Origin of the sequence: Halomonas salsilacus, assembly GCF_051216275.1 — a bacterium.
Classification (GTDB): domain Bacteria; phylum Pseudomonadota; class Gammaproteobacteria; order Pseudomonadales; family Halomonadaceae; genus Halomonas.
On the sequence record NZ_JBPKAQ010000010.1, the window covers coordinates 30,532 to 56,121 of the forward strand.

A 25,590-nucleotide genomic window follows, 5' to 3' on the forward strand; every position below is an offset into this window, starting at 1 on the left:
CGCGGGCCCGAACGGCGGCGTATCTTTCCCTCAGGACTCCTGCCTTGATACCGGTCAACCGCTATCGGGCACCGCGAGCACACTGCTGGACCTCAAGGGGATACGCCATGACCAGGAAGAATGCCGACATCGAACACTGGGATGTCGAAAACGAGGAGTTCTGGGAGCGGGAGGGCAAGAAGGTCGCCAACCGCAACCTGTGGATCTCCATTCCGAGCCTGCTGCTGGGCTTCGCCGTCTGGTTGATGTGGGGCATGATCACCACCCAGATGCAGAACCTCGGGTTTCCATTCACTGTGGGTGAGCTGTTCACCCTGACCGCGCTGGCGGGCCTCTCCGGCGCCACCCTGCGCATCCCGGCCTCGTTCATGATCCGCATCGCCGGCGGGCGAAACACCGTCTTCCTGACCACCGCCCTGCTGATGATTCCGGCGCTGGGCACCGGCCTGGCGCTGATGAACCCCGAGACCCCGCTGTGGGTGTTCCAGGCCCTGGCGCTCCTCTCCGGCATCGGCGGCGGCAACTTCGCCGCCTCCATGAGCAACATCTCCAGTTTTTTCCCCAAGAAGCAGCAGGGCTACGCCCTGGGCATGAACGCCGGCCTCGGCAACTTCGGCGTCACCACCATGCAGATCCTGATCCCGCTGGTGATGACCGTGGGCGTGTTCGGCGTCATCGCCGGTGGCCCCCTGGAGCTGCAGAGCGCCAGTGGCACCCTGATCGGCCGCATCGAGGCGGGCACCGATACCTGGATCCAGAACGCCGGCTTCATCTGGCTGGTCTTCCTGATCCCGCTGGCCTTCGCCGGCTGGTTCGGCATGAACAACCTGCGCACCATCACCCCGGACCCCGGCACCCCCATGTCGGCCTTCGGCAAGATCCTCGGCCTCTACGCCGTGGGCGCTGTCACCAGCATCATCGGCATGTTCGCCCTGGGCCTGCTCGGCATGTGGATAGCCCTGCCGCTGACCATCGTGCTGACCGTGGTGCTGCTGCGCCTGATCCCGGGTGACATCAAGCCGAATATCCAGAAGCAGTTCGCGATCTTCTCGAACAAGCACACCTGGTCGATGACCGTCCTCTACATCCTGACCTTCGGCTCCTTCATCGGCTTCTCCGCCGCGCTGCCGCTCTCCATCAACGTCATCTTCGGCAACATGATGGAGGTGGCCGCCGATGGCACCATCACCCGCGTCACCAACCCCGACGCCCCCAGCGCCCTGACCTGGGCCTGGATCGGCCCCTTCGTTGGCGCCCTGATCCGTCCCATCGGCGGCTGGATCTCCGACAAGGTGGGTGGCTCCATCGTCACCCAGATCATCTCGGTGATCATGGTGGTGGCCTCCGCCGTGACCGGCTACGTGATGATGCTGGCCTACAATGCCACCGACCCGAACAGCTACTTCGCGATTTTCATGATCCTGTTCGTGATCCTGTTCGCCGCCAGCGGCATCGGCAACGGCTCCACCTTTCGCAGTATCGGCGTGATCTTCGACGCCCAGCAGAAGGGCCCGGTGCTCGGCTGGACCTCCGCCGTAGCCGCCTACGGCGCCTTCATCGCCCCGCGGGTGATGGGCGAGCAGATCCAGGCCGGGACCCCGGAGCTGGCCATGTACGGCTTCGCGATCTTCTACGCGCTCTGCCTGGTGATCAACTGGTGGTTCTACCTGCGCAAGAATGCCTACGTGAAGAACCCCTGAGACATCGCCCACTGCCCGGCGACCGGCGATAGACCGCCCCGGCCTCCCGGTCGCCCTGCCCCAGCCCCTGTACAGGAGAGAACCATGAAGATCATGGTCGCCTATGACGGCTCCCGTAATGCCAAGCTGTGCCTCGCCCAGGCGGTGGACATGTTCCGCTGCAACGGCCCGACCCTGATCCTCGTGGCGGTGGCCGAGAACCCCCGCGACGTGACCGATGCCAACGAGGATCTCTTCCAGGAGGAGGTCCAGGAGCTGACCGCCGCCCTGACAGAAGCGAGAACGTTCGCCGAGGCGGAGGGCTTCGAGGTGGAGATCCACCTGGCCGAAGGCGACGCCCGCAAGCAGCTGCTGCAGGCGACCCGCAAGCTCGACCCCGATCTGCTGGTGCTGGCCCGCCACAGCCAGAAGCCCGATGGCGGGATCATCGCCCAGTCGCTGAGCTACTTCGTCGACGAGCTCGACTACATGACCTTCGGCAGCGTGAGCTCCTTTCTGGCCCGCCGGGCCGAGGTGCCGCTGTTGATCTTCCCGAGCCCGTGAGCCACAAGCTCTGCGTCAATGCCGTCATCACCTCCCACATCCCGAGGATGACCTCACCATGAAAGTCGCTGACCTCTTCAAGGTTCGCTCGCCGGAGATCAGGGCCCTGCACCTGACCTGGATCGCGTTCTTCATCACCTTCTACGTCTGGTTCAACATGGCGCCTCTGGCCAGCAGCATGCTGCGCGACGTCGACTGGCTGACCCAGGATCATATCCGCCTGTTTGCCATCTGCAACGTGGCGTTAACGATCCCGGCACGCATCATCGTCGGCATGGCACTGGACCGCTTCGGCCCGCGCCGGGTGTTCTCCATCCTGATGGTCAGCATGGCGATTCCCGCGCTGGCCTTCGCCTTTGGCAACTCCATGACCCAGCTGCTGGTCGCGCGCCTGGTGCTGAGCTCCATCGGCGCCAGCTTCGTGGTCGGCATCCACATGACCGCACTGTGGTTCAAGCCCAAGCACATCGGCTTCGCCGAGGGCTTCTACGCCGGCTGGGGCAACTTCGGCTCCGCCGCCGCCGCCATGACCCTGCCCACCATCGCCATCGTCTGGTACGGCGGCGACGAGGGCTGGCGCTGGGCCATCGCCCAGAGCGCCTTCGTGATGGCCGCCTACGGTATCTACTACTGGTTCGCCATCACCGACGGCCCCAGCGCCACCTCGCACCGCAAGACCCGCAAGGCAATGGCGATGGAGGTCAGCAGCTGGGCCGACATGGTCAAGCTGATCCTGTGGACCATTCCGCTGGTGGGCTGTCTCGCCATCCTGGTGTGGCGCATCCAGGACATGGGCTTCATGTCGACTACCGCGGCGGTAATCGCCTACCTGGCCATCCTGGCCATCGTCATCTATCAGGTGACCCAGATCATTCGCGTCAACGTGCCGATCCTCAGGAAGGGCGTGCCGGAGGACGACAAGTACCACTTCAACAGCGTGGCCGCGCTGAACACCACCTACTTCGCCAACTTCGGCGCCGAACTGGCGGTGATTTCCATGCTGCCGATGTTCTTCGAGCAGACCTGGGGGCTGACCGCCGCGGCCGCCGGCCTGATCGCCTCCTCGTTTGCCTTCGTGAACTTGGTGGCGCGCCCCATGGGCGGCGCGGTCTCCGACCGCATGGGCAACCGGCGCTTCGTGATGCTCAGCTACATGTTCGGCATCGGCATCGGCTTCACCCTGATGGCGATGATGAACGAGTCCTGGCCGCTGATCCTGGCGATCGCCATCACTATCTTCACCTCCTTCTTCGTGCAGGGCTCGGAGGGCGCCACCTTCGGCATCATCCCGTCGATCAAGCGCCGCATCACCGGCCAGATCTCCGGCATGGCCGGCGCCTACGGCAACGTGGGGGCGGTGGTCTACCTGACCCTCTTCACCTTCGTCACCCCGACTCAGTTCTTCTACATCCTGGCGGCGGGCGCCTTCTTCAGCTGGGTGGTCTGCTTCATCTGGCTGAAGGAGCCGGAGAGCGGCTTCGCCGACGAGTACTACCTCTCCTCGGTGGACAAGATGATCGAGGAACAGGACCGGCTGAAGGCCGAAGGCAAGGCCTGAGGCTCCCTTCCCCCACCCCAGCTGCGCTCGGCCCCGCCGGGCGCAGCTGCGTCGGGTCCCCCATCGGCCGTGACGTTGATTTCCGACAATGTCACTGGGGTATTCCAGCGGCATAGTAGTATTCAGGATGCATGGTTTCAGGCAGCCCACGACAGGAGACCCGTCGACATGTCCCACTCCGACACCGCCCTCACACCCGACACCGCTCTGGCACCCGACACCCGGGGCCGCGGCCTGGCCGCGGTCATCTACGTGCTCTATCTGGGCAGCATCATGGCGGTGGTCACCGCCCCCATCGGCGTGTTGATCGCCCACCTGCGCCGCGGCCGGGTATCGCCCCTGGTCGACAGCCATCTACTGTTCCAGATCCGTACCTTCTGGCTAGGTGCCCTGGGCGGCGGCATCGCCCTGGTGGCCTGGAACCTGCTGGGCTGGATCGGCGCCCCCGCCTGGACCTCCTGGACGCTGGGCTACGGCTTCTTCACCGCCTGTCTGATCTGGACCATTGCGCGCTGTGGCGTGGGCATCCAGCGGCTGATGTCCGCCCGTCCGGTGGATAACCCGCACAGCCTGCTGTTCGGCGGTGCCGCGGTACGCCTGGATGACTGACCTTCGGAGGCCTGCCATGACACACACCGCCATGCCTCACGCCGCCCTGCCCCGCTCCGCCGCCGTCACCGTCCTGGCCTGGGGCTTCATCCTCTTCTCGCTGGCCGTGATCGGGCTGCTCGCCCTGCCCCTGGCGCCGGGGGAGACCCTGGCCGCCACGCTGGGGGTCGAGACCGGCAGCGGCGGGCTGACCGGCGGCGTGGCCTGGCTGGCCGAGCGCCGCGCCGGAATGACAACCCTGCTGATGCTGGGTGCCGTGGTCACCCTGACACTGTCCATCGCCCTGCTGCGCCGGCTCTCCTGGGCGCGGCGCGCCTTCGTCGCGCTGATGGTCGCCGGCTTCGTGGGCGTGCTGGGCGGCGCGGCGCTGACCCCGCTGACCTTCGGCCTGCTGCCCGAGGCGGCCACCACCGAGGCGGTCAACGCCGAGGACCCGGTGGCCGGGCTGGTGGGGATGCTGGGCGGTCTGATTCTCGTCGCCACCCTGTTCACCGCGCTGTTCGCCTGGGCCGGCTGGAAGCTGACCACCCCGGCGGTGCGCGCCGAGTTCGAGCGCACGCCCGTCCCGGCAGTGGGTTGATATGGAAAGGGCTGAGATGAGCCAACGCGAGACGCCACCGCAAACGCTGCCCAACCCCGGCTGGGGGCCGCTCTCGGCGCTGCCGGGCAACCCGCTGATGTGGGTACTGATCCTCAGCGAGATGCTGGTGTTCGCCGCCTTCTTCGGCCTGTTCGCCTGGCTGCGCGCCGGCGAGCGCGAGGTGTTCGACGCCTCCCAGCAGCTGCTCGACCCGGTGGCCGGCGGCCTCAATACCCTGGTGCTGCTGACCAGCGGCCTGTTTGCGGCGCTGGCGGTGCAGGCCATCGGCCGCGGAGAGAAGCGTCGCTGCCGCCAGTGGCTGGGCGGGGCCTTCGCCCTGGGGGTGGTGTTCTCCGTGGTCAAGGTGGTGGAGTACGCCGACAAGCTCGGCCAGGGCCTGGCACCCGAGACCAACACCTTCTTCACCTTCTACTACCTGCTGACCGGGTTCCACTTCGCCCACGTGCTCTTCGGCCTGGGGCTGATCGCCCTGGTGGCTTGGAAGCTCTCCCACGACAACGTGGAGACCGCCGCGGCCTTCTGGCACATGGTCGACCTGATCTGGATCCTGCTCTACCCGATCCTCTACCTGCTGAGGTAAGCCCATGGGCGACATGACGCATATCAGAAGCGACTCGGCCATCCGCCGGCTGGTGATCACCTGGGCCGTGCTGATGGGCCTGACCCTGATCACCATGGCCTCGGCGCGGCTGGGCGGCCAGGCCCGCCTGGAGGCGCTGCCGCTGTGGTCGGCGGGGCTGCTGCTGGCCACCACCTTCTTCAAGGCCCACCGGGTGCTGATGGTCTACCTGGGCCTGGGCGCCTCGACGCCGGCATGGCGCGGCGCCTTCACGGGCCTGACGCTCTTCACCCTGCTGCTGGTGGGCGCCGGCTACCTGGTGGCCCAGGCGGCCTAGGGAGGCGACACCGCCCTTGCCAAGGGTCCCCTCTGCGCACCGCGAGCGCTCGAGCCCGCCCCGCGGCGCCTTCCTGGCAAGCTTGGCATCGTGTCGCCTCGTACCGTGACGCCCTAGCCAGCAAGAGCGTGCCACGCGCCATGATGCCTGTTATAAGTGAAAGTGCACCTGCCATTCGGCAAATGACTCACGCGAACGCGGCGTCTGCGTTGGCTCAAAAGCGTCGCTGGGCGGCGAAAGGGTTATGACCTCTCCACTTCCCTCGGCATCCGGCCCCCTGGTGGCCATTGGCGGTGCCGAGGACAGAACATCCGAACTCGAAATCCTCAAACGGGTTTTCGCCCTCGCGCCTGCGGATAACCACGAGGTCACCGTCATTGCCACGGCGAGCAGCATCCCCGACGAGGTGCTGCCCGATTACGAAGCCGCCTTTTCTCGCCTGGGCGCCAGCCGCATTCATTCCCTGAGCATTCGCGACCGTCGCGAGGCGGCCGACGTCGATACCGTCCGCCTGATCGATCAGAGCGGCGTGATCTTCCTGACCGGCGGCGACCAGCTCCGCCTGACCAACGTGATGGGCGGTTCGGCGACCCTGAAGGCCATCCGTGCGCGCCTGCAGGCGGGCGCGGTGGTGGCCGGCACCAGTGCCGGCGCGGCGGCCATGCCGGGCACCATGATCTATAACGGCGCCGCCGCCGATGCCCTGCGCAAGGGCGCCGTCAGCATGACCTTCGGCCTCGGACTCGTCAGAGGCTTGATCATCGACAGTCATTTTCTCGAGCGCGGGCGGTTCACGCGCCTGATGGAGATCGGGGCGAGCAACCCGGAGCACCTGGGTGTGGGGCTGGGCGAGGATGCCGCGGTGATCATTCATCCGCATGGCATTCTCGAAGCCATCGGCCCGGGCCATGTCATCATCATCGACAGCCGTGACCTGGCGAGTTCGAACATCGCCGACCTCTCCATCGGCGAGCCGGTGGCCGTCGAGAACATGATCCTGCATGCGATGGTCAGCGGCCACGGCTTCGACGTAAAAGAGCGACGCTATCTCGCTGCCGACGAACTCAGTGCCATTCTCGCGGAGAGGCCATGAACATTCTCGAGCATCGGGCCCTGCGCGGCCCAAACTACTACAGCCGCTACCCGACGATCTTCATGCGCCTGGACATCGGCGATCTCGAGGAACGTCCCAGCGATACCGTCCCCGGCATCGTCGAGCGCATCACGGCCCTGCTGCCGACCCTGCAGGAGCACCGCTGTTCTGTCGGCCGGCCCGGCGGCTTCCTGGAGCGTCTGGAGCGAGGCACCTGGGCCGGCCACATCGTCGAGCATGTGGCGATCGAACTCCAGAACCTGATCGGTTTCTCGGTGGGTTATGGCAAGACCATCGACAGCTATGACACCGGCATCTACAACGTGGTCTACCGGTATCGGGACGAGGCCTGCGGCCTGGCCGCGGGGATCGAGGCCGTCGACATCGTAAAGCGACTGTTCGCCGACGAAACCGTCGACATGCAAGCCATCATCGAGCGCCTAAAGAAGGTGCGCGACGCCCACATGCTGGGCCCCTCCACGGCGGCCATCGTTGACGCCGCCAGCCAACGCGGCATCCCCTATACACGTCTGAGCGAGGACAACAGCTACATCCAGTTCGGCCAGGGGCACCGGCAGCAGCACATTCAGGCGACGGTGACCGGCCATACGAACCTGATTGGCCATGGCATCGCCGATGACAAGAACTGGACCAAGCAGCTTCTCGGCGATGCCGGGATACCGGTCCCCCAGGGGCAGGTATGCAATTCCTTCGAGGAGGCGCTCGACGTTGTCAGCCGCATCGGCTACCCCGTGGCGGTGAAGCCTGTCATCGGCAACCATGGCCGCGGCGTGAGTACCAACATCGAGGACGACCAGGCGCTGCATAACGCCTTCGACATCGCCGCCCACCGCAACCCCTCGGTAATCGTCGAGCAGTACATACATGGCGAGGACCATCGCCTGCTGGTCATCGACGGCAAGCTGGTGGCCGCCGCCAGGCGTCGCCCGGCGCATGTCGTCGGCAATGGAATCGATACCCTGCAGGCCCTGGTCGATGAAGAGAACCGGGACCCGCGTCGCGGCATCGGCCATGAGAATCTGTTGACCCAGATCCAGTTGGACGAGCAGTCACTGCGACTCATCGACCAGCAGAATCTGTCACTGCAGAGCGTGATCCCCGCTGGCGAGATGGTCTTTCTCAAGCCCACCGCCAACCTCAGTACCGGAGGCACGGCAACGGACGTGACCGACGACGTCCATCCGGAGGTACGCTACGCGGCGGAGCGAATCGCGCGCCTGGTCGGGCTCGACATTATCGGCATCGACCTGCTGGCCGAGAACCTGACCCGGCCGCTGGAGGAACAGTCCGCCGCCGTGGTCGAGGTCAATGCCGGGCCTGGTTTTCGCATGCACCTGTCGCCCACCCACGGCAACGGCCGCGATGTCGGCCGGCATGTGGTCGACATGCTGTTCCCCGACAGCGAGACCGACGGCCGCATTCCCATCGTTGCGGTGACCGGGACCAACGGCAAGACGACCACGGTGCGCTTGATCTCGCACCTGCTGCGCCAGGCGGGACGCAATGTCGGCATGGCCTGTACCGGCGCCATCGAGATCGACAACCACGTCATCATGCGCGGCGACTACAGTGGCCCCCAGGCGGCGGCCATTGTCCTGCGCGAACCCACGGTCGAATACGCCGTGCTGGAAGCGGCCCGTGGCGGCATCATGCGCCGTGGCCTCGGTTTCGACGAGTGCGACGTGGGGGTACTGCTCAACATCGCCAGCGACCACCTGGGGGAGCATGACATCCACACCCTCGACGAGCTGGCGCGCTGCAAGTCGGTGGTGATCGACGCCGTGCGCCAGGGGGGTACGGCCGTGCTCAATGCCGACGACCCACGGGTGCTGGCCAGCCAGGAGTGGGCGCGGGGCGATATCATCTTCTTCACCCTGGACCCGGATTTAGATGCCATCCGCCAACATGTGCGCGATCACGGGGTCGCCTTCACGGTCCACAATGAGCGCATCGTGATGCGTCAGGGCCATGTCGAGGCCGAGGTGATTCCGGTGGTGGACGTGCCGCTCACCTTCGAGGGGCACGCCCGCTTCAATGTCGCCAATGCCCTGGCCGCCAGTGCCGCGGCCTATGCCCTGGGGCTCTCCATCGCCGATATCCAGATGGGCCTGCAAACCTTTCATCCCACACCGGGACAGAACCCCGGACGAACCAATCTCATCGAAGCCGACGGCATCAAAGTCCTCATCGATTACGGGCACAACGTGCCGGCACTGGAAGCCCTCGGCGAGCTAGTCACCCGGATACCGGCGAGGCGACGCATCAGCGTGGCCAGTGCCCCGGGCAACCGCCGCGACGAGGATCTGTTCACGCTCGGTACACTGCTCGCCCGAATGCACGATGTCGTCTACATCTACGAGACCGACCCCCGCGGCCGTGCCATCGGCGAAGCCGCCGGCCTGCTTCGCGACGGCGCCGAATCGGTGGGAGGGGCCTGCCGGGTGGAAATCATCATGGAGGAAGCCACGGCCGTCGACAGGGCCTTCGATGAAGCGAGCGGCGGCGACCTGCTGGTATTGCTGATCGATGATGTCGAGGGCGCCATCGGGCGCTTCCGGGGCCGGCGCTTCTCGCCGCCGTCATCGTCTGCCCCCAGCGGCGAGCCGACATAATGCCTCTCGATGAGCGAGACGCCCCCCTGCTGACCCTGCTGCGCGTCAGACGCATCTTCGCGCCTGAACTGCTCGAGGCAACTGACCTGCTCTTCGCGGACGGGCGGATCGCGGCGCTGGGGTGCGATCTCGCCGTACCGGAAGGCTGGCCGGTGCGAGTCGTTGAGGCTCGCCACCTCACCGCCGTTCCCGCCTTCATCGACCAGCACGTGCACGTGACCGGCGGCGGCGGCGAGGGGGGTTGCGGGACCCGCTGTCCGGAGATCACCGCCCGGGAGATCGCTGCCATGGGCATCGGCACCGTGGTGGGTGTGCTGGGCACCGACGGCATCAGCCGCTCCCCGGCGGACCTGTTAGCCAAGGTACGCGGGCTGCGCGCCGAGGGCATTGCGGCCTACATGTACACGGGGTCGTATCGGGTGCCGCCACCGACCCTCACCGGCGACGTGCAGCGCGACCTGGCCTGGATTCCCGAGGTCATCGGCCTGGGCGAGATTGCCATCTCGGATCATCGCTCCAGCCAGCCGCGCCAGGACGAGATCGAGCGGCTGGTCAGCGAGGTCCGGGTCGGCGCCATGCTGGCCGGCAAGCTGGGCATCTGCCACTTCCATGTCGGCGATGGAAAGCGGGGGCTCGAGCCGCTGCGCCGCCTGCTCACCGAGACCGAGATCCCCGCCGAGCAGGTAATCCCCACTCACGTGAACCGCCATCGCGACCTGCTCGAAGAAGCCGCCGACTATGCGCTGACCTTCGATGCCAGCGTGGACGTGACCGCCTTCGACGACGCCGACGAGGACGACCTGAGCGGCTTCGGTGCCGTATCGCGGCTGCTCCGGCGGGGCGTTCCGGTCGAGCGCATCACCATGAGCTCCGACTGCAACGGCAGCCTGCCCCAGTTCGACGACCGGGGCGCCTATATCGGCATGCGAGTGGCGGGCAACACCACCTTGATCGCGGACTGGCAGCGCCTGGTCCGCGAGGAGGTGCTGCCACTGGAGCAGGCCCTCGGCCTGATCTCGGGAAACGTGGCCCGGGTGCTCGGGCTCGATACACGTAAAGGCCGCCTGGCCGTCGGCCATGATGCCGACGTGACCCTGCTCGATGACGACCTCCAGCCGCAGCAGACCTTCGTGGCAGGGAAACGCATCTACGCCGTTGACTCTTGACTACCGAAGGTCCTCGCGCCCGGATGACGGCGGCGGCGGCCCCACTCCGGCCCAGTCGGCCAGGCGACGGCCCAGCCAGATCAGCCCCCAGACGGCGAAGGGCACCACGAACATCACCAGGATGCCCCAGTCGCGGGTATTGAGCAGCCAAGCCAGGGGCGTGATCACCGCCAGGGCAATCAGCAGCCCCACCACGACAGCGATCACGGGACGACGATTGGGCATGTCGGGCGGCTGCATGTTCGTCCTCCTCAGTAGCCGATGATCTGGCGGTAGATACCCGGCAGCGCCAGGGCCAGGTGCTCGGGCCGGTTGACGATGGCGTAGCTGCCGCGGCCGAACAGGTGCGAGACGTACTGGTGTGCCTCCCGGTCCACGGTGACACCAAACACCCGCACCTCCTGCTGGCGCGCCTCGAGCACCGCCTTGCGGGTGTCCTCGATGCCGTAGCGCCCCTCATAGTAGTCGGTGTCGTTGGGCTTGCCGTCGGTGATCACCAGCAGCAGGCGGTGGCGGTTGGGGCGCTTGGAGAGCTCCCGGGTCACGTGGCGGATCGCCGGTCCCATGCGGGTGTAGTGGCCGGGCTTGAGCGCCGAGATGCGCCGCGTCACCCGCTCGCTCATGGTCTCCTCGAAGGTCTTGAGGGTGTTGACCCACACCTTCTGGCGGCGATGGGAGGTGAAGCAGTGGATGGCGTAGTCGTCGCCACAGCCGGACAGGCCGTGGCCCAGCACCAGCAGCGCCTCCTTCTCCACGTCGAGCACCCGACGATCGTCCAGCCAGGCGTCGGTGGAGAGCGAGACATCCACCAGGATATCCACCGCCAGGTCACGGGCCTGCTCGCGGGCCGACATGTAGAGGCGATCGCTGGCCTGGCCGGTGGCGGCGAGGTCGCAGCGCGAACGGATCACTGCGTCCATGTCCAACTCGTTGCCATCGACCTGGCCGCGCAGGATCTCGCGCCGCGGGCGCAGCGCCTCGAACTCCCGGCGCACCCGGCGGATGCGCCGCCGGGTGGCGTCATCGGGCTCCCACTGTTCGCCCTCCTCGCTCTGCAGGTCGGTGATTACCTGGCAGTGGTCGGGCAGGTAGCACTGCTTGCGATGGTTCCACTCCGGATAGAGCTGCTTGCCGCGCAGCCGCTCGCCCAGGACCTCGTCCGGCGGCAGGTCGAGGTCGACCTTGAGCCGCGTCGCCGCCCGCTGCTTGTGGGGGCTGATGACGATCTCCTCGATCTGCTCGGCGGCGCGCTTGGCCTCCTCGTCCTCGTTGTCCTCCACCAGACGGTTGAGGTTCACCATCTCGGTCCAGGAGAGCATCTTCTCGAAGCGGTTGGCCACCAGCGGGTCGTCCCGCTCGGACTGGTCCTGGTGGCGACGCTCGGCCTTGCGCTTACCCTCGCTGGCCTGCTGGGCGCTGTTGGCTTCGCCATCGTGGGGGTCCTCGTCGCCCTCCTCCCGGCCATGGCCCAGGCCCAGGTCGACCACCTGGCCCCACAGCGGCACCGGCAGCGGCGGCCGGTAGCCCCGCGGGGCCTGGAACGGCTCAAGCGTGATCTCCGGGTCAGCCACCGCCGCGGCCATGGAGGCGGACCAGCCCTCGAGGGGGGCAGCGTCGCCCAGCAGGGCACGCAGCGTGGCCTCCGTGGCCTGCTCCATGGGCGGCAGCTTGCGCCGCACCGGACGCACGGCCAGCAGGGCCCCACACAGCTCGCGGTAACGACCGGCCAGGCCGGGGAAGCGCACCAGGGCCTGCTCGGTGGCCCGCATGGCTTCGCGCAGCCGGGCCAGGTCATCCTGCAGCGGGTCGGCGTGGCGGGCCGGCTGGCGGGCCACCGCCAGGTAGGCGGTCAACCAGAAGTAGAGGTCGCGGTTGAGACGCGACTCGGGGAAGACGTCCAACGTCGGCGGCAGTAGCACGTTCTCCTCGTCTCGGCGCGCCTGATCCACGGCCTCGTCATCGAAGCCGAGCCGCTGGCGCAGCGAGAGCCGGTGCGAGGAGTTGCGCGCCACGATGCCGGCGACCTCCAGGCCGCACTCGCCGCCGCTGGCACGGAAGAAAACGCCGAGCACGTGGCGCAGATCCTCCAGGGCCACGGCGGCCTCGGGATAGCGCCGGTAGCTGGCCGCGCTGGAGGCCCAGCGGTGCCAGTGGCGGCCGACCAACTCCTCGACCTCAAGAAACTGCAGCATGACCGATCTCCTGATCAAGAGGGTGTGGACGGGCGCTTCAACCAAAGGTGGCGTTGATCGCCTCCAGCAGCCCTTCCTGAACGTCCAGATCGTCGGTCAGCGGCTCCACCAGGGTGGCGCGGGTGGCTTCGAGGATCGGCATGCCGGCCTGGATGAGGGTGGCGCAGTAGACCAGCAGGCGGGTGGAGACACCCTCCTCCAGGTCCTGGCCCTTGAGCGCGCGCAGGCGGGTGGCCAGATTGACCAGGGCGGCGCAGCGATCAAAGGCGAGGCCACTCTCGCGGGCCACGATGCCGCACTCGATGTCCGGCGGCGGAAAGTCGAAGGACATCGCCACGAAGCGCTGTCGGGTGCTGGGCTTCAGGGACTTGAGGATGTGCTGATAGCCGGGGTTGTAGGAGACCACCAGCATGAAGTCGTCGGGCGCCTCGATCAGTTCGCCGGTGCGCTCCAGGGGCAGCAGGCGGCGGTCGTCGGTGAGCGGGTGCAGCACCACGGTGACGTCCTTGCGCGCCTCGACCACCTCGTCGAGATAGCAGATGCCGCCCTCGCGCACGGCGCGGGTCAGCGGGCCGTCGACCCAGCGGGTCTCGCCACCCTGCAGCAGGTAGCGACCGGTGAGATCGGCGGCGGTGAGATCATCGTGACATGACACGGTATAGAGCGGCCGGCCGAGCCGGGCCGCCATGTGGCTGACGAAACGGGTCTTGCCGCAGCCGGTGGGACCCTTGAGCAGCAGCGGCAGTCGCTGCCGATACGCCTGCTCGAAGAGGGCACGCTCGTTGCCGACCGGCTGGTAGAAGGGTGGCTCCCGGCCGAGCTCGGATAGCGATGCGATATGGGACATGGGTCACTCCAGACTGGGCGGGCCGCGACCGGGGTCGCGGCCCGCCGTGGGCCTTACTCGGTGGCGACCAGCGGCTTGCTGGTGGCGGGCACTTGCTCACGCGCCGGTCCGAAGACCGCGTAGATGAACATCACCGCGGCGATGCCGACGAAGATGCCGGTACCGAAGCGGAACACGTAGAAGAGATCGAGCTGGTCCTGGATCTGCATGAAGTTCATGCCGAGCACCCGCTGCAGGTGGGTCTGGACGACGCCTGCGAAGGTCAGAGTGAAGGTCATGAACCACATGGCGGAGGTCATGATCCAGAAGGCCCACATGTTGAGAATCTGGTTGTAGGGCTGCACGCGCCGCAGCTGGGGCATGGCGTAGGTGATGACGCCCAGCACCAGCATCACGTAGGCGCCGTAGAAGGCCAGATGGCCGTGGGCGGCAGTGATCTGGGTACCGTGGGTGTAGTAGTTGATCCACGAGAGTGTGTGCATGAAGCCCCACACGCCGGCGCCGAAGAAGGCCACGGCGGCACTGCCCATGGTCCACAGCATGGCGGCCTTGTTGGGGTGGTTGCGGTTGCCCTTCCAGAACATGTAGAAGGCGAATACCACCATGGCGAAGAACGGGATCACCTCCAGAGTGGAGAAGATGCTGCCGATGGGCTGCCAATAGCCGGGGGTGCCGATCCAGTAGTAGTGGTGACCGGTGCCCAGCAGGCCGGAAAACAGCGCCAGGCCGACGATGACGTAGAGCCACTTCTCGATGATCTCGCGGTCGACGCCGGTCATCTTGATCAGCAGGTAGCCGAGCAGGGAGGCCATGATCAGCTCCCATACGCCTTCCACCCAGATATGGACGATCCACCACCACCACAGCTTGTCCAGCGCCAGGTTATCCGGGTTGTAGAAGGCGAACAGCCAGAACACCGCGGCGAGCCAGAGGCCCAGCATCAGCACCATGTTGATGGCCGTCTTGCGCCCCTTGAGCAGGGTCAGGCTGGTATTGAACAGGAACATCAGGAACGAGACCGTGATGAAGATCTTCGCCCAGAGCGGCTGCTCGAGGTAGTGACGCCCCTCGTGGATGCCGAACTGGTAGCTGATCAGGGCCCCGGCGCCGGCGATGGCGAAGATCGCCAGCTGCAGATAGGCAAGATTCGGGCTGTAGATCTCGTTTTCGGCCTCCTCGGGCATCAGGTAGTAGGTGCACCCCATGAAGCCGATCAGCAGCCAGACGATCAGCAGGTTGGTGTGGCTGGTACGGGTGATGTTGAAGGGCATGGCCTCGGACATGAAGTGAGGCCAGACATAGGCGGCGGCGGCGGCAAGACCGAAGACAATCTGCAGCGCGAACAGCGCCATCGCGACCATGAAGAAGGGCAGGGCCACCCTCTGTGTTTCATATTTCATCGGTTCGGCTCTCCTTGAGTCGGGAATCCGGCAGGGTCATGAGGTCCGGATCAACCGGCCGGATGGGGCGGCCAGCCCTGGGTGTCGATGGCATCGGTCCACTCGAAGAAATCGATCAGTGCCTGCATCTCTTCGTCGTTGATCTCGAAGTAGGGCATCTGACGACGGTTCGGCGCACCGGTGGGCTGGGCACGCATCCAGGCCGCCAGGGCCATGCGGGCGCCCTCGGGATTCTGGTGGCCGCCATAGCGGGTCCAGACGTTGCCGATCTCCGGCGCGAAGTAGGAGCCTTCACCGAGGATGGTGTGGCAGTTGATGCAGTTGTGCTGCTCCCAAACGTGTTTGCCCAGCCGCACGGAATCCGTGAGCGGCTGGGTCGAGGTGTTGACGATGTAGAAATGGCTGTGAGCCGTCAGCGCGGCAAACACCAGGAAGAAGAACAGCGACCCGCCGTAGAAAATGTTGCGGGCAGCCGCCTTTGTCAGGCCTTCGGTCATGGACCATACCCCCTTGCTAGTCTGTCTTCTTGTGGAAAACGGCCGTTGGTGCCGGCTGCTTCCGCCCCCTTAATATGCATCAGTTATGCATGTTAAAGAGTAGCAGTGAGGACGCGTCCATGACTTTGACGAGGGTCAATAGGGAGGGGGCAGAATGACGTAACGAAGGCTTGCCATTCGCATGGAACGGGGTGGGGGGCCGGCAGCACGCTGCCGGCGGCAGTCGATCAGCTCTCGGTGAGGTCCTCGATCCAGGTCAGAGCGGCCACGCCGGTGGGCAGGCCCAGGGTCGGGATGGCCAGCATGGCCACCTGCTTCAGCGCCTCGGGGGACTCGCCCTCCTCCAGGCCCCGACGGGCATGGGAGTGCACCGCCCCCTCGGAACGTGCACCCACGGCGAGCGCCAGCTTGACCAGACGGCGGGTTCGCTCGTCCAGGGGACCGGCCTCGGCGCATGCCTTGCCCAGCGACGCATAGGCGTCCCATACCTCGGGGTACTGCTCGGCCACCTTGCCGGCGCCGGAGGGAAGATCCTGGTGGCTCATGGGAAAGCTCCTTGTCGGTGGTTGTCGGTCATTCCGCCCCAGTATAGAGAGCCCCGACCGCCCGCGTCATGCCTCGCCTCAGGCGGCCGCCAGCCAGGAGAGCGGGCTCTTGTGCAGCGCCGCCCCCAGCATGTAGGCGAAGGCAGCCACCGCCGCCAGGGCCGCGACCCCGCGCACCGCGGGGCTGCGCCCGCGCTTGATCGCCAGGGTGCCCAGGCCGATATAGACCAGCAGGGCGATCAGCTTGGCGGCCAGCCAGGGGTGCTGCTGGGGCCACATCGACAGCATCACCATCAGCAGCACGCCCAGGGTCAGCAGCAGGGTATCGATGACATGGGGCAGCACCTTGACCCAGCGGCGCTGCAGCCACGGCGACCCGCGCACCGACCACCAGGCCCGGAGCATGAAGAACAGGATACTCAGGATCGCCGTGGTGATATGCAGGTGCTTGATCAGAACGTAGTGCTCGAGCATCACGAACCTCGCTAGCCGTCCTTGCCGTCCGCGCGGGTAGTCAGCAGTGGCACCGTGTAGTGGAACAGGAAGATCAGGTAGGCGATGCACCAGAACAGGATGCTGAGGTTGTAGGTCCAGTGGGTGATCTGGGGGAACATCGCCAGCACCGGCGAGCGCAGCAGTGCCCCGGCGAACATCAGCACGAGCCCCACACCGATGCCCGGCAGGGTGCGAATCTCGCGGCCGGTGTGGCCCAGCGCCACCCGGGACATCATCGCCAGCATCATGGAGGCGATGCCGCCAATGGCCAGGGCGTGCAGGGCCAGCTCCACCCGAAACACCCCGGTCAGGGCCAGGGCCCACATCACCAGCCCCACCACGATGAAGGCGTAGCTGAGGTGCAGCCCCCACAGCAGCGGCTCGGCGAGGGTATGCTGCCCTCCCCAGCGCGACAAGCGCACGGCGTTGGCAGCGGCGGCCACCAGCATCACCCAGCCCAGTAGCCCCGCCGGCAACTCGACCTCCAGCAACACCGCCAGCTGCAGCAGCACCACGGCGTAGATGGACCAAAGCGCGAGGCGCTCGAGCATCGGCCAGTCGACGGGCTTGGGACGTCCCAGCTTGAGCGAGGTGAAGAAGGGGATGACCCGCCCGCCGAGCAGCACCATCAGGGTGGCGATCAGCAGCACCCCCAGGTAGCCGCCCTCGCGGATCGGCGGCAGCTGGCCGCGCATCACCCCCAGGTGCATGGCCAGGTTGGCCACCGCCATCAGCAACAGGATGGGCACGAAGACCAGGTTGCGCCACTGGCGCACCGCCACCACCATCCGGGCGAGCGCCAGGGCCGCCAGGGGCAGGAAGGCCAGGTCGATGACCAGCAGCAGGCCGGCGGGCAGCCCCATGGGAAAGGCGATCAGCAGCCGGGCGGCCAGCCAGACGCCGACCAGGCCCAGCAGCGGCGCACCGCGCAGGCTCGGCTGGCCGGTCCAGTTCTGCGCCGCGGTGAGCAGGAAGCCCACCGCCACGGCGGCGCCGAAGCCGAAGATCATCTCGTGCTGGTGCCACCACATCAGCCCGCCGTAGGGGCGCAGCAGGATATCGCCGTGCCAGAAGGCGAACCACACCACCATGGCCAGCACGCTGAACAGCGAGGCCAGCAGGAAGAAGGGGCGAAAGGCGAGCCGTGCGACGGGGGCGCCGACCGGCACGGGTTGGGGTGGCTGCATGGCGAGAATCTCGATGGTGGCACTGATGGCTTGAGTTCAGATGTCGCCTATTGTGCCCCGCCAGCGTCCCTCGGTGCCATGACAGGTATCAAGAATGCTTCTTATACCGCCCGTCAGTGGCTGGTGCCCTCCTCGTACTGGGTCTTGTTCCAGACGTTGTACTTGCCGGAGGGGCGCTTCATGGGCATACGGCCGAGCTCCTCCAGAGTAGTGGCGTCGAGCCACAGCAGGTAGCCGTCGTCGTCCCAGATGCTCAGCAGCAGGGTCTCGCCGCGGCGGTCAAACTCCACGTGGGCGGCGGTCTTGCCCGGCTCGGGGATCAGCGTCTCGACGATCTCCAGGGTCTGCTTGTCGATGACATGGATGCGGTCGTGATTGGGGCCGAAGAAGACATCCACCCAGGCGTAGGGGGAGTTCTCGTGGCTGCGCATGAAGAACCCGGGACCGTCGGTCGCGATATGGGTGATCAGCGACCAGTCGGTCATGTCGAACACCGAGACCTGACCCTTGTCGATGTGAGGGATCGCCATCACCCGCCGGCCGTCCCGCTCCCAGGTGATGCCGGCGCCCAGGTGCGGCATCCCCTCCAGGGGCAGGTCGGCCACCTTGCGCTCCTCATCCAGGTCGAACACCTGGCCGCCCTTGCCGCCGCGGGCCGCGCCCATCACATAGCGGTACTCCTGATCGAAGAAGAAATCATCCAGGTAGTCGGGCGCCTCCATGCGGTGCAGGGCAAAGTCGCCGACGATGGTCTCGTCACCCTCGGCGCGCTCCTGGGGCCAGCGGATCTCCCACACCTCGGGGATGTCGCGCAGGGCGGCCACGAAGCTGTTGCGCGGCGGCGCCGTATAGACGGCGCTGACCCGGGAGGTCTCGCCGCTCAGGCCCTCCACCGGGATCACCGCGATCAGGTCCAGGTCCCGGGCGTCGAGCAGCACCAGGCTGTGAGGCAGGTAGTTGCCCGCCAGCACGAAGCGACCATCGGCGGAGACGGCGATGTTGCGCATGTTGATGCCAGCGCGCACCTCGGCGGTTACCACCAGGTTGTAGATGTCGTACTTGGTCACCCAGCCGTCCCGGGAGCCGAAGTAGACGTAGCGACCGTCCGGGCTGTACTTGGGGCCGCCGTGCAGCGCATAGCGACTGGGGAAGCGGGTGATGCGCTCGAAGGTATCACCGTCGAGCAGGCTGATGTGGTGGTCGCCGATCTCCACGACGAGAAACAGGTTCTTGAGATCCTCGACCTCGAAGACCGGCGCATCGGGCAGGCTGCCATAGGGGTGGGAGAGCTCGTGGCTGGCGAGGATGTCGGCCTCCTCCCAGCGGGGCACGTACTCCGGCGGCTCGAAGATCCACTCGGCCAGGGCCGCCACCTCCTCCTCCGACAGCAGCTCCCGGTAGGCGGGCATCTGGGTGGCCGGGCGACCGTCCAGGATCACCGAGAGCGCCTCGTCGGACTTGAGCCGCGAGAGGTTCTCGGGCAGCAGCGCCGGCCCGACGCCGCCCAGCCGGCCGACGCCGTGGCAGATGGCGCAGTGATGGTTGTAAAGCACGTGGGGGTCGGGCTCGTCGGCCAGGGCCGGCAGGGCGGGGACCGCCATCCCCACCAGGCCGCCCAGCAGCAGGGAGCGCAGGGTCGTCATGGCTCGCCTCACAGTGCAACCCTCCCCGGAGCCGGTGTCGAGGCAATCTCCTGAGGGTCCCCCAGGTCATCGGGTTCACGGGCCAGGCGGGTCATGGCCGGCGCCAGGGTCTCGGCCAGGCTGACCACCTCGCCCACCACGATTAGGGTCGGCGGTTTGAAGTTTTCGCGCTCGATCACCTCCACCAGGTCGCCCAGGGTGGCCAGCACGTGGCGCTGTTCCGGGGTTGTGCCACGCTCCACCAGGGCCACCGGGGTCTCGGCGGGCATGCCGTGGCGCTGGAGCTCGCGACGGATCAGCCCGGCGTTGGCCAGGCCCATGTAGAACACCGTGGTGTGGTGGGGCACGGCCAGGGCCGCCCAGTTGAGCGCCAGGTCCTGGTCGCCCTTGCAGTGGCCGGTGACGAAGGTGACGCTCTGGGCATGGTCGCGGTGGGTCAGCGGGAAGCCCGCGTAGCAGGCGCAGCCCGAGGCCGAGGTGATGCCCGGCACCACCCGGAAGCCGATGCCGTGCGCGATCAAGTACTCGGCCTCCTCGCCGCCGCGGCCAAAGATGTAGGGGTCGCCGCCCTTGAGACGCAGCACCCGCTTGCCCTCGCCGGCCAGCCGCACCAGCAGGGCGTTGGTCTCCTCCTGGGTCAGGGCGTGGCAGCGCGAGGCCTTGCCCACGTAGTAGCGGCGCGCCTCGGGCCGAGCCATGGCGAGGATCTCGGCGGAGACCAGGCGATCGAATACCAGGCAGTCGGCCTGCTGCAGCAGCAACAGGGTGCGCAGGGTCAGCAGGCCCGGATCGCCGGGGCCGGCGCCGGCGATGGCGACCTCGCCCGGCGCCAGTGGCGCCTCGTCGAGGCCGAAGTGGCAGGTCTGGGTGTGTCGGAATGCTGTCATGGCTCGCTCTCCCGGAGCATCACGGTCTGGGGTCTCGCTCGGCGCTCAGAGCTCGATGGCCTGGATGGCCTGGTAGGGCGCCGCCACGCGTCGCTCGCGCGCTTCACTGACACCGATCTCCTCGTTGGTGAGGTAGCAGCCGGGGTCCTCCTCCCAGGGGTCGCCGGTCACCTTCCAGGCCCGCACCCGGGTATTGCCGTTGCAGATAGCGAGGAAGCGGCACTCGGCGCAGCGCCCCTTGAGGGGCCGCGGACGCTGCCGGAAGCCGGCCATCAGCGGGTCGGTGGTGTCACGCCAGATCTCGGAGAAAGGCCGCTCGCGGACGTTGCCGAGGTCGTGGTCCCACCAGAAGGTATCGGGGTGAACGTTGCCGAGGTTGTCGATGTTGGCGATATGCTCGCCCGAGGCGTTGCCGCCCCAGTTGATCAGCCGCTGGCGCAGGGCGTCGGCCTGGTCGGGGAAGTGCTCGCGGGCCCACATCAGCAGGAAGGGGCCGTCGGCGTCGTTGTTGCCGGTGACGTACTCGCGTTCCACGCCGCGCGCAAGCTCCGCACGGCAGTGGTCGAACAGCCGGGTCATGGCATCGCGGGTCATCTGGTGCCAGGCATCGTGCTTGCCATGGCGGTGGCCGCGCCCGCCATAGTTGAGGTGCGAGAGGTAAAACTTGTCGACGTCGTGCTCGTCGATCAGCGCCAGGATGTCACCGAGCTGTGCATAGTTCTGCTGGGTCAGGGTGAAGCGCAGCCCCACCTTGATGCCGCGCTCCTTGCACAGCTTCACCGCGTGCATGGACTCCCGGAAGGCGCCCTTGCGCTGGCGGATCACGTCGTGGGTAGCCTCGAGGCCGTCGATGCTGATGCCCACGTAGTCATAGCCGACGTCGGCGATCTCGACGATGTTGCACTCGTCGATCAGGGTGCCGTTGGTGGAGAGCCCGGTGTAGATACCCAGCTCCCGCGACCGCCGCGAGAGCTCGAAGATGTCAGGCCGCATCAACGGCTCGCCGCCGGAGAGGATCAGCGCCGGCACCCGGAAGCTGTACAGGTCATCGAGCACGGCGTGGGCCTCGGCGGTGGAGAGCTCCCCGGCGAAGTCGATGTCCGCCGAGGTGGTATAGCAGTGCTTGCAGGTCAGGTTGCAGCGACGGATCAGGTTCCAGATCACCACCGGGCCTGGGGGCTTGCGGGCCGGCGCAAGCGGAGCCGGATCCATCAGGGTCTTGATATAGCGGGTGACGCGAAACATGGCTTACCTCCTGGGCTCGGGCTTTCGCCCGGCACCGGGTCGGCCGGCCAGTCGCAGGCCGGTCTTCTTGAGAATTCGGGAACTGTAGAGGATGCGGTGGTCGCGGCAGGCCTCGCCGAGCAGCGCCCGCAGCGCCTCGGCCTGGCGCTCGACCTCCTCGCGGGTGTGGCCGTGAAGCATGGCGAACAGGTTGTAGGGCCACTCGGGGAGGTGCCGCGGGCGGCGGTAGCAGTGGCTGACGCCGGGCAGGTTCCCCACCTCACGGCCCAGGCGGTCGATCCGGGCATCGTCCACGTCCCACACCGTCATGCCGTTGGCCACGTAGCCGAGCCGATAGTGGTTGGGCACCGCGGCGATGCGGCGCACGATGCCCGCCTCCTGCAGGCGCGCCAGGCGGCGGCGCACCTCTTCCCCGGAAAGCCCCAGCGGCCGGCCCACCGCCCCCCAGGGGTCGGGCACCAGCGGCAGGCCGGCCTGGGTGGCCAGCACGATGGCCCGATCGATGGAGTCCAACGCCGAGGGCGACTCAGACGGGCAGGTGGAGACGGACATGGAATTCTTCCTGCTTGGGCATGTTGAAGACGGGCAGCCCGGTGGCGGCCTCGAGTTCGGCGATCACCTCATCGATGCGTTCCGGGGTCTCGGTGGCCAGCACGAACCACATGTTGAGGCGGTGTTCGCGACGGTAGTTGTGGGCCACCTCGGGGAAGGCGTTGACCGTCGCGACGACGGCCTCGAAGTCTGTCTCCGGCACCGCCAGGGCGGCCAGGGTCAGCCCACCGCCGAGGCGCTCCGCGTGGTACATGGGACCGAAGCGGCTGAGCACGCCCGTCTCCAGCAGCCGCTCCAGGCGGTAGAGCAGCTCGCCCTCGGAGAGCTCGAGCTCGGCGGCCACGGCGGCATAGGGCGCCTCGACCAGCGGCAGGCCATCCTGCAGGCGATTGATCAGGCGCCGGTCGGCGGCGTCCAGCTCGGCGGCCGGCGTGGCGGTGGCAGACAACTGACGGGCGGGCATGGCGGTCATGGACGCTCCTCGGCGGTATAGCGGCCGCCGCGCTGGCGGTAGGCCTTGATGCTGAACAGCACGCGGTGGGGAATGGCCTGCAGCGCCTGGCGCTCCACCATCTCGTCGAGGGCGCCCAGCACCCGCTCGCGGCGGATGCCGTGGATCATGCAGAACAGGTTATAGGGCCAGTCGGGCAGGCGCCGCGGCCGGCGATAGCAGAGGGTGACGACGGGCTCGTCGGCCAGACGACGGCCCAGGTCGGTCACCTCGGTGTCGGGCACGTCCCACACCACCATGGCGTTGGCGGTGATGCCCAGCGGCCGATGGCGCACCACCAGGCCGAGGCGCTTGACCAGCCCCTCCGCCTGCCAGCGGGATACACAGGCCATGACCTCGGCCTCACTCATGCCGCACCGCGCGGCCAGGGCCTGCCAGGGGCGTGGCACCAGCGGCAGTCCCTGTTCGATCAAGGTGCGCAGGCGGCGCTCGACGAGGGGCTCGTGGCGGATGGCATGCAATGGAAGATGGACATTCATGGCGCCTCCAGTTCATCCCAGGGGATCGGGAAGCCGAGGTCGATGTGGAAGCCCTCGAGCATCGGCAGGCGCAGGATCTCGCGCCTCAGTTCTGCCTCCAGGGCGTCGAGGCGGGCATCGAGGACGGCCTCGTCCGGCGCGGTCATCACGAACCAGAGATTGAAGTCGTGCTCACGTAGATAGTTGTGGTTGACGCCGGGGGCGCGATTGATCACCTCTGCCACGGCGTCGCGCTGAGCGTCGGGCGCCGCCACCGCGGCCAGCAGGCTGGCGCCCGCCCGGGCGTGGTCGAACACCGGCCCCACCCGGCTGAGCACCTCGAGGCGCGCCAGCCGCGCGAGACGCTCGAGCACCTCCGCCTCGCTGCTGCCCAGGCGTGCTGCCATGACGGCGAAGGGCCGCTCACAGACGGGCAGGCCGCTCTGGTAGACGTCGATCAGCCGGCGGTCCAGGGAGTCGAGTGTGACCATGGCGCTCCTCTCGGTGCATCAAGATGCATTTTATAAGCATCTTACCTGCAGCCCGCACCCCGCAAGCGGAGAACTCCGCGGTGGTTGACGCAAGTCAAAAGAGGTATCCGTAATGCCATTTTATCCACCCGCGCACTTCGCAACGGCTGCGCGACTTGATATTCATCAACGCAGAGCGATACCCGGACGACGAGACTCGGGTCTCCGTTACCCCTACGGCCTGTGAGCACCGCCATGCCCAAGAGAGTCCTCCCCCTGCTACTTCTCGGCCTGGCCTGGCTGCTGCCCCAGGTGGCCCTGGCGGAGAGCCAGGACGCCGTCGCGCCGAACCCCGAGCGCCTGGAGACCCTGCTCTACCAGGACTGCGGCTCCTGCCACGGCATGACCCTGCGCGGCGGCCTGGGCCCCGCCCTGCCCCAGGACCGCATGCAGGCCCTGAGCCCCGAGGCGCTTACGCACATCATTCGCCACGGCATTCCCGGCTCCGCCATGCCGGGCTGGAAGGCGCTGCTCAGCGAAGAGGAAGCCCGCTGGATTGCCGAGCACCTGCAGACCGACAACCGCCTGAAGACACTGGACGACTGATTCCCCCGAGGAGAACGCCATGCTGTTGACCCGCCCCTTGAAGACCCTGCTCGCGGCCGGTGCCCTCGCCCTGCTGGCCATCGGTCCCGCCCTGGCTGAACCCGCCGTGGAGATTCGCGGCACCGGCGACCTGGGCGTGGTGATCGAGCGCGCCACCGGCAGCGTGGTCCTGGTGGACACCACCCACAAGCGGGTGCTCAAGCACATCGAGGGCTTCGGCGACCTCTCCCACGCCTCGGTGAAGTTCACCCGCGACGCCCGCCACGCCTTCGTGTTCGGCCGCGACGGTGGCCTGACCCGGCTCGACCTGCTCACCGGCGAGATCGACGGGCGCATCATCCAGGGCGGCAACAGCATCGGCGGTGCCATCTCTCAGGACGGCCGCTTCGTGGCGGTGGGCAACTACGAGCCAGGCGGCGTGAAGGTGTTCGACGTCGAGACCATGGAGCTGGTCATCGATGTGCCGGCCAGCTACGAGAAGGCCGATGGCACCATCGACCAGGCCAAGGTGGTCGGCGTGGTGGACGCACCGGGCAACCTGTTCGTGTTCAGCCTGTTCGAGGCCGGCGAGATCTGGACCCTGGACATGTCCACGCAGGAACCCGAGCTGACGAAGTATCGCGATGTGGGCAGCATGCCCTACGACGCCCTGATCACCGCCAACGGGCGCTACTACATTGCCGGGCTGTTCGGCGAAGATGGCATGGCGCTGCTCGACCTCTGGCACCCCGAGAACGGCGTACAACGCATCCTGCCTGACTACGGGCGCGGCGAGGAGCGCCTGCCGGTCTACAAGATGCCCCACCTGGAGGGGTGGGCCATGGCCGGCGACCAGGCCTTCTTCCCCGCCGTGGGCCGCAACGAGGTGCTGGTAGCCGACGCCCGCGACTGGTCGCTGACCGAGCGCATCGAGGTGCACGGCCAGCCGATCTTCGTGATGAGCCGCCCCGACGAGAAGCAGGTATGGGTCACCTTCGCCCACCCCGACAACGACCGGGTCCAGGTGATCGACACCCGCACCCATGAGGTGATCGAAACCCTCTCCCCGGGCGAGTCGATCCTGCACAAGGAGTTCACCCCCCGCGGCGAGCACATCTGGATTTCCGCCCGGGACAGCGGCCACGTTGTGGTCTATGACACACACACCTTCGAGGAGTTGGCCCGCCTGCCGGCGCAGTCGCCCAGCGGCATCTTCTTCACCCACCGGGCCCACCGCATCGGGCTGTGAGCCGATAGCGGCCCCCCATCCTGGCGCG

27 protein-coding genes are annotated in these 25,590 nt (G+C 67.1%); 12 read left to right on the plus strand and 15 right to left on the minus strand.

Annotation, left to right across the window (positions count from 1 at the left end; genetic code table 11):
- Positions 1–107: 107 nt before the first annotated feature.
- From ACR80S_RS14050 to iadA, 10 genes are all read left to right on the plus strand, one after another.
- Positions 108–1,700, plus strand: coding sequence for an MFS transporter (locus ACR80S_RS14050; RefSeq protein WP_435401487.1), 1,593 nt, complete (start codon positions 108–110; stop codon positions 1,698–1,700).
- An 84-nt stretch (positions 1,701–1,784) separates the two neighbouring features.
- Complete coding sequence (locus tag ACR80S_RS14055; protein ID WP_435403580.1) at positions 1,785–2,243, plus strand: universal stress protein; 459 nt, start codon at positions 1,785–1,787, stop codon at positions 2,241–2,243.
- A gap of 58 nt (positions 2,244–2,301) precedes the next feature.
- Positions 2,302–3,801, plus strand: a complete 1,500-nt coding sequence (locus ACR80S_RS14060; RefSeq protein ID WP_435401489.1) for an MFS transporter — start codon at positions 2,302–2,304, stop codon at positions 3,799–3,801.
- A 168-nt stretch (positions 3,802–3,969) separates the two neighbouring features.
- Positions 3,970–4,410 carry a DUF4870 family protein gene (locus ACR80S_RS14065; RefSeq protein ID WP_435403581.1) on the plus strand — a complete coding sequence of 147 codons (441 nt, stop codon included), beginning with the start codon at positions 3,970–3,972 and terminating at the stop codon, positions 4,408–4,410.
- A 16-nt stretch (positions 4,411–4,426) separates the two neighbouring features.
- Entirely contained in the window at positions 4,427–4,990 is a 564-nt protein-coding gene (locus ACR80S_RS14070; protein ID WP_435403582.1) for a hypothetical protein, read from the plus strand.
- Positions 4,991–5,006: 16 nt separating this feature from the next.
- On the plus strand, positions 5,007–5,591 hold the full coding sequence (locus ACR80S_RS14075) for a cytochrome c oxidase subunit 3 family protein (protein WP_435403583.1): 585 nt from the start codon (positions 5,007–5,009) through the stop codon (positions 5,589–5,591).
- Between the two features lie 4 nt (positions 5,592–5,595).
- Positions 5,596–5,907: a cytochrome C oxidase subunit IV family protein gene (locus tag ACR80S_RS14080; protein WP_435403584.1), complete on the plus strand. Its 312-nt coding sequence runs from the start codon at positions 5,596–5,598 to the stop codon at positions 5,905–5,907.
- 280 nt (positions 5,908–6,187) lie between these two features.
- Positions 6,188–7,000 (plus strand): cyanophycinase, encoded by an 813-nt coding sequence (locus tag ACR80S_RS14085; protein ID WP_435401494.1) that lies wholly within the window; start codon positions 6,188–6,190, stop codon positions 6,998–7,000.
- Positions 6,997–9,633 carry a cyanophycin synthetase gene (cphA, locus tag ACR80S_RS14090; protein WP_435401495.1) on the plus strand — a complete coding sequence of 879 codons (2,637 nt, stop codon included), beginning with the start codon at positions 6,997–6,999 and terminating at the stop codon, positions 9,631–9,633. The genes ACR80S_RS14085 and cphA overlap by 4 nt, the downstream gene beginning before the upstream one ends.
- On the plus strand, positions 9,633–10,799 hold the full coding sequence (gene iadA, locus ACR80S_RS14095) for a beta-aspartyl-peptidase (RefSeq protein ID WP_435403585.1): 1,167 nt from the start codon (positions 9,633–9,635) through the stop codon (positions 10,797–10,799). Before cphA ends, iadA begins: the two co-directional genes overlap by 1 nt.
- Here the strand turns inward: iadA and ACR80S_RS14100 are convergent, their stop codons facing one another.
- The 15 genes from ACR80S_RS14100 to ACR80S_RS14170 all read right to left on the minus strand — a co-directional run bounded on the left by ACR80S_RS14100 (position 10,800) and on the right by ACR80S_RS14170 (position 23,749).
- On the minus strand, positions 10,800–11,039 hold the full coding sequence (locus ACR80S_RS14100) for a hypothetical protein (protein WP_435401497.1): 240 nt from the start codon (positions 11,037–11,039) through the stop codon (positions 10,800–10,802).
- Between the two features lie 11 nt (positions 11,040–11,050).
- Positions 11,051–12,991, minus strand: coding sequence for a nitric oxide reductase activation protein NorD (locus ACR80S_RS14105; RefSeq protein ID WP_435403586.1), 1,941 nt, complete (start codon positions 12,989–12,991; stop codon positions 11,051–11,053).
- 37 nt (positions 12,992–13,028) lie between these two features.
- Positions 13,029–13,838: a CbbQ/NirQ/NorQ/GpvN family protein gene (locus tag ACR80S_RS14110; RefSeq protein ID WP_435403587.1), complete on the minus strand. Its 810-nt coding sequence runs from the start codon at positions 13,836–13,838 to the stop codon at positions 13,029–13,031.
- A 53-nt stretch (positions 13,839–13,891) separates the two neighbouring features.
- A complete protein-coding gene (locus ACR80S_RS14115; RefSeq protein ID WP_435401500.1) occupies positions 13,892–15,238 on the minus strand; it encodes a cbb3-type cytochrome c oxidase subunit I in 1,347 nt (448 codons plus the stop codon).
- 50 nt (positions 15,239–15,288) lie between these two features.
- Positions 15,289–15,735 carry a c-type cytochrome gene (locus ACR80S_RS14120; protein ID WP_435401501.1) on the minus strand — a complete coding sequence of 149 codons (447 nt, stop codon included), beginning with the start codon at positions 15,733–15,735 and terminating at the stop codon, positions 15,289–15,291.
- Between the two features lie 227 nt (positions 15,736–15,962).
- Positions 15,963–16,280 carry a carboxymuconolactone decarboxylase family protein gene (locus tag ACR80S_RS14125; protein ID WP_435401502.1) on the minus strand — a complete coding sequence of 106 codons (318 nt, stop codon included), beginning with the start codon at positions 16,278–16,280 and terminating at the stop codon, positions 15,963–15,965.
- 78 nt (positions 16,281–16,358) lie between these two features.
- Positions 16,359–16,754, minus strand: coding sequence for a SirB2 family protein (locus ACR80S_RS14130; protein WP_435401503.1), 396 nt, complete (start codon positions 16,752–16,754; stop codon positions 16,359–16,361).
- An 11-nt stretch (positions 16,755–16,765) separates the two neighbouring features.
- Complete coding sequence (locus tag ACR80S_RS14135; protein ID WP_435403588.1) at positions 16,766–17,962, minus strand: NnrS family protein; 1,197 nt, start codon at positions 17,960–17,962, stop codon at positions 16,766–16,768.
- A gap of 113 nt (positions 17,963–18,075) precedes the next feature.
- The gene (locus ACR80S_RS14140; protein ID WP_435403589.1) at positions 18,076–19,605 is read right to left on the minus strand and encodes a cytochrome D1 domain-containing protein; all 1,530 of its coding nucleotides are present in this window, start codon (positions 19,603–19,605) and stop codon (positions 18,076–18,078) included.
- An 8-nt stretch (positions 19,606–19,613) separates the two neighbouring features.
- The gene (gene cobA / locus ACR80S_RS14145) at positions 19,614–20,492 is read right to left on the minus strand and encodes a uroporphyrinogen-III C-methyltransferase (RefSeq protein WP_435403590.1); all 879 of its coding nucleotides are present in this window, start codon (positions 20,490–20,492) and stop codon (positions 19,614–19,616) included.
- Positions 20,493–20,537: 45 nt separating this feature from the next.
- The gene (gene nirJ / locus ACR80S_RS14150; RefSeq protein ID WP_435401507.1) at positions 20,538–21,737 is read right to left on the minus strand and encodes a heme d1 biosynthesis radical SAM protein NirJ; all 1,200 of its coding nucleotides are present in this window, start codon (positions 21,735–21,737) and stop codon (positions 20,538–20,540) included.
- Positions 21,738–21,740: 3 nt separating this feature from the next.
- Positions 21,741–22,289 (minus strand): siroheme decarboxylase subunit beta, encoded by a 549-nt coding sequence (gene ahbB, locus ACR80S_RS14155; protein WP_435403591.1) that lies wholly within the window; start codon positions 22,287–22,289, stop codon positions 21,741–21,743.
- Positions 22,264–22,761: an AsnC family transcriptional regulator gene (locus ACR80S_RS14160; protein ID WP_435401509.1), complete on the minus strand. Its 498-nt coding sequence runs from the start codon at positions 22,759–22,761 to the stop codon at positions 22,264–22,266. The genes ahbB (ACR80S_RS14155) and ACR80S_RS14160 overlap by 26 nt, the downstream gene beginning before the upstream one ends.
- On the minus strand, positions 22,758–23,279 hold the full coding sequence (ahbB, locus tag ACR80S_RS14165) for a siroheme decarboxylase subunit beta (protein ID WP_435401510.1): 522 nt from the start codon (positions 23,277–23,279) through the stop codon (positions 22,758–22,760). Before ahbB (ACR80S_RS14165) ends, ACR80S_RS14160 begins: the two co-directional genes overlap by 4 nt.
- The gene (locus tag ACR80S_RS14170; RefSeq protein WP_435403592.1) at positions 23,276–23,749 is read right to left on the minus strand and encodes an AsnC family transcriptional regulator; all 474 of its coding nucleotides are present in this window, start codon (positions 23,747–23,749) and stop codon (positions 23,276–23,278) included. Before ACR80S_RS14170 ends, ahbB (ACR80S_RS14165) begins: the two co-directional genes overlap by 4 nt.
- 234 nt (positions 23,750–23,983) lie before the next feature.
- On the opposite strand from ACR80S_RS14170, the gene ACR80S_RS14175 reads away from it, so the two are divergent.
- Positions 23,984–24,334 (plus strand): c-type cytochrome, encoded by a 351-nt coding sequence (locus tag ACR80S_RS14175; protein WP_435403593.1) that lies wholly within the window; start codon positions 23,984–23,986, stop codon positions 24,332–24,334.
- Positions 24,335–24,353: 19 nt separating this feature from the next.
- On the plus strand, positions 24,354–25,562 hold the full coding sequence (locus ACR80S_RS14180; protein WP_435403594.1) for a cytochrome D1 domain-containing protein: 1,209 nt from the start codon (positions 24,354–24,356) through the stop codon (positions 25,560–25,562).
- The last annotated feature ends 28 nt before the right edge of the window (positions 25,563–25,590 follow it).